The 356-nt window shown below is 65.2% G+C and carries 1 protein-coding gene; it reads left to right on the top strand.

What is annotated here, in order from left to right:
• Positions 1–356: FAD-dependent oxidoreductase (locus tag CHL76_RS16780; protein ID WP_158219222.1), on the top strand; the 356-nt coding region annotated here is incomplete at both ends.

The following is a 356-nucleotide window of genomic DNA, read 5'->3' as shown; positions in this document are numbered from 1 at the left end:
CGGCCGGCATGACGGCGGCCGTGTACGCCTCGCGGGCGGAAATGGATACGCTCATGCTTGAGCGCGGCGTGCCCGGCGGGCAGATGGCCAACACCGAGGACGTGGAAAACTACCCGGGCTTTGACCATATCCTCGGGCCCGACCTGTCGACGAAAATGTTCCAGCACGCCCAGAAGTTCGGCGCGGCGTACGCCTACGGCGACGTCTCCCGCGTCGAGGACGGCAAGGAATACAAAACGGTTTATGCCGGCAGCAAGCAGTACAAAACGCGGTCGCTGATTATTGCGACCGGGGCGGAGTACAAGCAGCTCGGCGTCGAGGGCGAGCAGGAGCTCGGCGGCCGCGGCGTGTCCTAC

The sequence above is a fragment of the Marinococcus halophilus genome, from assembly GCF_002265875.1.
Classification (GTDB): domain Bacteria; phylum Bacillota; class Bacilli; order Bacillales; family Marinococcaceae; genus Marinococcus; species Marinococcus halophilus.
Note: the sequence above shows the minus strand (reverse complement) of the source record. Positions and strands in the feature narration are given on the sequence as shown.